Source organism: Phormidium sp. FACHB-592, assembly GCF_014695795.1.
Lineage (GTDB): Bacteria > Cyanobacteriota > Cyanobacteriia > Leptolyngbyales > Leptolyngbyaceae > Stenomitos.
This window is the reverse complement of the sequence record NZ_JACJOZ010000061.1, coordinates 1-6,107: the sequence shown is the minus strand read 5'-3', so window position 1 is coordinate 6,107 and position 6,107 is coordinate 1. Positions and strand designations below refer to the sequence as shown.

The following is a 6,107-nucleotide window of genomic DNA, read 5'->3' as shown; positions in this document are numbered from 1 at the left end:
CCCCAACCCACCGTAAACAGCAGCACGGCTAACCACCACCGGCCAGAAACAAGCAACTCGAACCCCAGCAAGGGCATGGAGGCTGCAATCAGCGGTATGCCGAGCATGTGGCAGAGACGATTCACCGGGTGTTGGTGGCTCTGCTCATAGTGGGTGATCCACTGCTCCCAAGTTTTTTCGGCCAACATACTTCTCCCCCTCTGTAACGACGTAAAGACTTAAGAGAACAAGACGTACTGCCTTTTTGCTCTGACTTGTTAGCGCAGCACCAGACTGAATCATCGTCAGGTCTGAGGTAAGGGAGTGATCATCTGCACCGAAGACTTGCTGCTGTAAAACAATCATCGTTTTTGAGACACCTCTATCTCATCTCAACCGATAACACCACTGTCGTTACAACCTATTCCAACCCCTCCAGTAGCTTCGCTACTTGCTCTGGGTTTGGCAATTGTCCTTTTAGTTCCTGAGGCAGCGTAGACACAATACGATAGGTTGCTACTCCGATTGGGCGATCAGAGTCTTTAAGCGCATACTCCACGATCGTCTTGTCTTTAAACTTACAAAGAATGATGCCGATAGAAGGATTTTCATCCTCTAGTCGTACCAAATCATCTAAGGCTGCCAAATAAAACTGCATTTTTCCTACATACTCTGGTATGAACCGTCCTACCTTTAGGTCTACTGCTACTAAACACTTCAAGCGTCGATGGTAAAGGAGTAAATCAATATAGAATTCTTGGTCACCAATCTCCAGCCGATATTGACTGCCAGCAAAAGTAAACATGCCTCCCATCTCGCGTAGAAAGGCGTCCACTTTGCCTAGAATTGCTTGCTCTAACTGCCGCTCACTGTATTCTTCACCTAGCCCCAGAAAGTTGAAGGTGTATTCATCTTTAACAGCCAGACTTGCTTGCTTTCGAGCAGCCTCTGGTACTGTTTCTGTAAAATTAGTTTGATTGAGTAAGGTCTTCTCATATGACTGATTCTCAATATGGTGGAGCAAAACATTCTTCGTCCAACCGTATTTACGCGTCATACGGATGTAAAACTCCCGCTCTAAGTCATCCTTGCACTTTTCCACAATGACCAGGTTATGAGACCAACCAATTTCTCGCACCAATGGTGCGAGTTTTTCATTGCTGACATAGGTTTCATAAAACTGCCTCATGCGCCAAAGGTTGGCGGCGGAAAAGCCACCCATACCAGGAAATTCAGCTTGCAGGTCTCTTGCCAGATTTCTCACCACTGATTTACCCCATCTGGCTTCCTGTAATCGGCTAACAATCAATCGGCCAATATCCCAGTAGAGTGCAATAAGTTCTTTGTTGACAGCTTTAAGGGCATCATACTGGGCTGAGCGAATGCGCTGTTTGATTTCACCTAGGAGGCTACCGTATTCCCCTGTTAATTCGGACATCTGACACCGTCTCTAATAAAGCATTTAACTCTAATCAAGCATTTAAGGAGCTATGCCTTCAAGGAGTGCTTGGAGTTTTGACCGCTTGTTTCACCTCGTTGATATTGCTCTGTACGGTTTTAAGAAAGCCAGGAAGGGCTTTGTACAAAGATTTCTCTATTCTTGTTGTTTCTTCAGGCTCTGGTAAGGCGGCTAATTCTTCTAGTGAAGCTTCAATTTTCTTCAGCAGCTTGAGCTTCTGAAAAATAGGAACTGAGTTCCTATTTTTCTCGACCTTCGGTTCCTGGTTTTGTTCACTTAAGACCTTCCGCACGTAACGGGTAGAAACTCCGATCGCCACTGCCAGGGCTGGACCTAGTGCTTTTTCACCCTCCTTGGGCCGACCTCGGATGTTTCGATAATTCAGCGCTTTCAGCCGTTCAGCAAGTCGTTCAATTTGGTCGCGGGTATAGTTCACCCGCTTTTCATTCTCTGCCAACTCAACCTGAAGTGCTCGCTCAGGTTCTTGTTCGGCATCAAACGCCAGCATATGAACCTGAATCTGCCCTTCAGGAAACTGCTGATTATAAGTCTCTGGATTTGTTTCTTGAAGCGCCTGCAGTGCTGCTAGTCGATGACCACCTGCCAGTAGAACACCCTTAGCATCAATGACAAGAGGTTCAATAAGCCCCAAGGCTGCGATAGATTCTGCTAAAGCAGAAACATGCTGAGGATCAAGAGGGCGCGTATCGGTTTCTCTTGCCCGAATCTGGCTCAGTGGAAGCTTTGTCTTCTGTGATCGCTCTTGCTCAGATTTGGCAGAAACCGCTTGGTCTTGTGCATGAATTGCGTCTGCTGTAGCAGCTGCTTCAGCAAACAAATTTGCACTATTACTTCGTCGTCTAGCCATTGAACACCCAGCCCGCGATCACCTGTAAATCTTTTGCACCTTTGCAATTTGAATCATATTGCATCAGGGGAACCCGTTCTGCCCCAGACCATGCCAAAGCAGAGTCTTGATGCACAATTAGCCGTTTGATAGATGGATACGCTGTCGCTAGCTGCTGGTCGAGTGCTTGATCCATTGAACGACGTAGATCAATTCGACTCAGAGCTAGTGCCCATCGACTTGCACCTCTACGGCCCTTCTGTTGCCGTAGTTTCAACTCGTTAAGGACGCGACCAGCACCCATTACAGCCAAAGGATGAGCATCAGTACAAATGATGGCAACATTAGCTGCCACCAGCCCTAAGCGCTCCAAATATTCAACACCGGGTGGACAATCAAAAATAAAGGCGTCGTAATCCATAGAACCAATGATGTCCGCCAGGTCCTCAGGATCAAGTGACTGAATCGAATGCCCTGCTAAATCTGGACCACCGGGCAAAACATAGAGGTTCGGAGCTGCTTCTAGATGCTTTGGTGAACCACCTGCTAAAAGTTCAGCAGTACCAGGAGCTGTCGGATTTGTTCCTAAGACGTAAGCAGCATTAGACTGAGGGTCAAGGTCAACCACCAAAACTTTTTTGCCCTGACTGGCAAGTACAGAAGCAAGTCCGCAGGCAATGGTTGTCTTGCCTACACCTCCTTTCCGGGCTGCAACTGCAATGCATATGTTTTTCATGGACGAAATCGTATCATGCCCTTATTATGGCGAACACCCGACAACAAAAATTAGCGTTAAGCAAAAGCTCAGTACATGCCGAGACAACCCCAGGCTAGACGGTGAGCACTTGCCTTTAACTGAGCAAACTTACGGCTGTTTTGTCACTCCAGCAGCGCTATAAGAAGCGTATTCCTGCTGCTCTGGGAGTGCCGCTCATGCGCCGTCTCTATCATGCCAGTCTTTTAACCCTCCTTTACAGCTTTCATGTTTGGCTCACGCTGCCCGCCGCTGTCGCCAACCAAAGTCCCTTGCAGACGTATTGTGGTGCCTGCCATTATCTTGGGTAGGACTCTAGCACTTTAAGCACTCAGGACCACAGCAGCGAAACTCAAGTTGCGCAACGGCATCCCACGGATTATCCTCCCGTGTCTTGATTGCCCACCTCCATCGGCTTTAAGGTCATAGAGAGAAAGTTTCTGCCGATCTCATCACTGACTAGACTAAAACTGGCATACATCACCGTGCGGTTATAGTCTGCAACACCGATGCTCTCGTTCCTGTTAGCTCCGATGCACAAGCTAGAATGCCGCTGCTGCCGTTGGTTAGTTGCGGGTGGCAACAAGGGCACCAGCCAGTGCCGCCTGAAGGGAGTGAACCCAAGAGTCGATCGTGGTTGGGGTCTAGACGCCCCCTGAGCGCACAGCCGCCCACTCTAAAACGTGCTGTGTGCTGTAAAGCGATGATGAAGCCAGATGAAGCTTAAGTAAGAAGCAAGCGCTGCCACCGCCTTGACTCTGACGCTGGTGCTCAAAGTTTGTAAATTGTAGGGGTAGCCGCACGCCGCACCAACACAGCCGCTCGCTGCCACTGGTGCCGTTCGAGCCCGTGCTTTGTAGCCAGCCTGCTGCTGCCTCGCTCCCCTGACCAAGCTGATGGTGAATCCTGATGACGCTGAAAGGTCGACCCGCCTTTATTGCTACTTTTAACCTGGGGTGTTGTGTGACGTTACTCGCGCTCCTGCTTGGCAGTAGTAGTTGTGCCTCGGTGCCGTTGCAGCGGCAAGGTGATCGCGGCGACTGCACCGATGTGACGGATGGGGTCGGTGAGAAAGAACTGCATCGGCTCAGGACAGATGAAGGCCTTGCGACCGCTCGGCTCCAAAGGGGGCTCCAGAGTTGGGACAGTACAACACGCTATAAAGCCCTTGATGTGCTGCTCACAAGAGTCGAGCCCCAGACCCTTTTGAGTCCGCTCTTAACCATGGTGCAAGATGACGATCCGCGGGTCCGCGCCACGAGCGTGGACGGACTGGCTATGGCCATGGCAGCGCAAGCCACACTCAGTCCGCAGCTGCTCCCCCTCATCACGCAAGCTCGGCAGGATCGAGATCCAGGCGTCCGTGCCGCTAGTTTTAGTGGGCTCGCAACGGTGACCGCACGGCAAAAGCCCTTCCGGCCGCAAGTCCTCCCTTTGTTTCAGCAGGGTTTGCAGGATCGTAGCGCTTGCGTCCGTGCTACCGCGGCCTCGTCGCTCGAATATCTGTTCGCGCTGTCAGTACCGACGCGGCACGAGTTAAACCGACTGCTGCCAGACTTACTGGTCATGGCCACCAGCGATGCCAGTGCTTGGGCGCGTAGCCATGCGGTCATGAGTTTAGGTCCCGCCAGTGTCAATGCCGCCGAAAGCGTGCCTGTACTCGTGAAGCTTGTGCAGCAGGAGCCCGATGCTGGGCTGCGTAGCGTCGCGGTGAGTGGCTTGGGTCATTATCGGGCCGCCGAGCCAGCGGCGACGCAAGCCATCCTGGCTGCCATGAATGACCCCGATGAGCGGGTGCGGACTGCGGCAGTCTACAGCTTACTAAACGTCGCACCCAACCCCTTCAGGCACCGTAGCCAGGCCCAGCAGTTGTCGAACCAAGGGTTGCAAACGGCCATTTGGGAATTGAAGGAGTCAGCAAAAGACCCCTATGTGAACCAGCAGAAAAAAACGGCGATCCCACCGATCCTCGAGACGCTCATGGCGGAACAACGTGCACGCTGGCTACAGGAACGCTAAAAGAAACCATGCTTTTGGCTTAGCGTCTTGTTAGGACCAGCTTGAAGGCACGGTTTTTGTGAGATGTGCAAAGTTCATGACGTTGGTGCGTTGCCTCACCCCCCGCAAAGGGTATGGCAACGCTGCGTGTCCAAAAGGTCCCTTGACCCTGCAGCACTAGCAAACCTGAGCAGGCTGACTACTGCTACAGAGCAATTAGAGGTTTTGTGCCTCATCGTGTGGAGTCTGGTTAGTTGCGGGTTCTGCAACGGTGCAAGGAGGGGGAAAGGAGAAAAGTCGACGGCATAAGGGTTTGAGCACTTGTGCCAGTTGGCGGCTAGTTTAGCAGAGAAAGCGCTAGTTGAGCGTTAGCCACGCTGAGCGATGGGCACCCTAGAACAAACAGAGGCAGAGCCAACCTAGTCAGAGCCAGCGGGTGCTTTCTACCTGAGACACCGCCAGTTGATCGCGCTGCTGAGCGCTGGACCAGTACGCTGCCCTTTGGCACTAGCTTGCGGCTCCAGGCGACGCCTGCCAGCCGCAGCTGACCGTTGCCCTGCCGCAGAGCAGGAGACGGTGCAACATCTTTGCCTGCCATTAACCCGGTGAGGTGAAGGCACAGAGGCTACCCGGCGGCGAGTCTTTCAGGCTGCTTGAGTGTCAGCACCGAAGCATCCAGCAGTGCGCGTGCAGCCAGTGATCGATCGCTTAGCCAACCCTCAAAAGCGGCTTTTAGTGACCAGCGAAGTCGTGAGCCAGGGTGATGCGTCGGCGAGCCTGGCAATGGTTGATGTCGCCCACGCAGCCTTGCTTCGCCATTGGCGACTGCTGCGGCAGTGGATCGAGCCGAACCGAGACCGGCTGCAGCAACAGCGCAAAATTGCAGCCAGTGCAGTCGCTTGGCGCGCCCAAGGCCAACGCGCTGGCGACTGATTGCAGGGGTTACCCCTTACCGAAGCCATTCAGTTTAACCGCCAACAGCAAAACACGTTTCCCTGAGCCCATTCCGCTCAAACCTTCCTTCAAGAAAGTATGCCGTACCGCCGCTGGAATCGGATCAAAACCGCTAG

At 52.3% G+C, this 6,107-nt stretch carries 10 protein-coding genes; 3 read left to right on the top strand and 7 right to left on the bottom strand.

Annotation, left to right across the window (positions count from 1 at the left end; translation table 11 throughout):
- From H6F86_RS16445 to H6F86_RS16430, 4 genes are all read right to left on the bottom strand, one after another.
- The coding region (locus tag H6F86_RS16445; protein WP_190449781.1) for an Mpo1-like protein at window positions 1–188 on the bottom strand (188 nt) is incomplete at its 3' end.
- Between the two features lie 212 nt (window positions 189–400).
- Window positions 401–1,417, bottom strand: coding sequence for a PDDEXK nuclease domain-containing protein (locus H6F86_RS16440; protein WP_190449779.1), 1,017 nt, complete (start codon window positions 1,415–1,417; stop codon window positions 401–403).
- 58 nt (window positions 1,418–1,475) lie between these two features.
- Window positions 1,476–2,306 carry a ParB/RepB/Spo0J family partition protein gene (locus H6F86_RS16435; protein WP_190449777.1) on the bottom strand — a complete coding sequence of 277 codons (831 nt, stop codon included), beginning with the start codon at window positions 2,304–2,306 and terminating at the stop codon, window positions 1,476–1,478.
- Window positions 2,299–3,021, bottom strand: a complete 723-nt coding sequence (locus H6F86_RS16430) for a ParA family protein (protein ID WP_190449776.1) — start codon at window positions 3,019–3,021, stop codon at window positions 2,299–2,301. Before H6F86_RS16430 ends, H6F86_RS16435 begins: the two co-directional genes overlap by 8 nt.
- A 140-nt stretch (window positions 3,022–3,161) precedes the next feature.
- On the opposite strand from H6F86_RS16430, the gene H6F86_RS16425 reads away from it, so the two are divergent.
- Window positions 3,162–3,350, top strand: a complete 189-nt coding sequence (locus tag H6F86_RS16425) for a hypothetical protein (protein WP_190449774.1) — start codon at window positions 3,162–3,164, stop codon at window positions 3,348–3,350.
- A 68-nt stretch (window positions 3,351–3,418) separates the two neighbouring features.
- Here the strand turns inward: H6F86_RS16425 and H6F86_RS16420 are convergent, their stop codons facing one another.
- Window positions 3,419–3,631: a hypothetical protein gene (locus H6F86_RS16420; protein WP_190449773.1), complete on the bottom strand. Its 213-nt coding sequence runs from the start codon at window positions 3,629–3,631 to the stop codon at window positions 3,419–3,421.
- 377 nt (window positions 3,632–4,008) lie between these two features.
- Window positions 4,009–4,164, bottom strand: coding sequence for a hypothetical protein (locus H6F86_RS32300; RefSeq protein ID WP_242033555.1), 156 nt, complete (start codon window positions 4,162–4,164; stop codon window positions 4,009–4,011).
- 267 nt (window positions 4,165–4,431) lie between these two features.
- Between H6F86_RS32300 and H6F86_RS16415 the strand changes: the two genes are divergently transcribed.
- Window positions 4,432–5,058, top strand: a complete 627-nt coding sequence (locus H6F86_RS16415) for a HEAT repeat domain-containing protein (protein ID WP_347240506.1) — start codon at window positions 4,432–4,434, stop codon at window positions 5,056–5,058.
- A gap of 316 nt (window positions 5,059–5,374) precedes the next feature.
- On the opposite strand, the gene H6F86_RS16410 is transcribed toward H6F86_RS16415, so the two are convergent.
- Window positions 5,375–5,635 carry a hypothetical protein gene (locus H6F86_RS16410; protein WP_190449769.1) on the bottom strand — a complete coding sequence of 87 codons (261 nt, stop codon included), beginning with the start codon at window positions 5,633–5,635 and terminating at the stop codon, window positions 5,375–5,377.
- A 59-nt stretch (window positions 5,636–5,694) separates the two neighbouring features.
- Here H6F86_RS16410 and H6F86_RS16405 point away from each other — a divergent pair, with 59 nt between their 5' ends.
- Window positions 5,695–5,970, top strand: a complete 276-nt coding sequence (locus H6F86_RS16405; protein ID WP_190449768.1) for a hypothetical protein — start codon at window positions 5,695–5,697, stop codon at window positions 5,968–5,970.
- Window positions 5,971–6,107 lie beyond the last annotated feature (137 nt).

What these genes read in the sequence shown, in the direction of transcription:
- H6F86_RS16410 (WP_190449769.1), bottom strand. Translation starts at nt 5,635, where the DNA reads ATGGCAGGCAAAGATGTTGCACCGTCTCCTGCTCTGCGGCAGGGCAAC.
- H6F86_RS16430 (WP_190449776.1), bottom strand. Translation starts at nt 3,021, where the DNA reads ATGAAAAACATATGCATTGCAGTTGCAGCCCGGAAAGGAGGTGTAGGC.
- H6F86_RS16440 (WP_190449779.1), bottom strand. Translation starts at nt 1,417, where the DNA reads ATGTCCGAATTAACAGGGGAATACGGTAGCCTCCTAGGTGAAATCAAA.
- H6F86_RS16435 (WP_190449777.1), bottom strand. Translation starts at nt 2,306, where the DNA reads ATGGCTAGACGACGAAGTAATAGTGCAAATTTGTTTGCTGAAGCAGCT.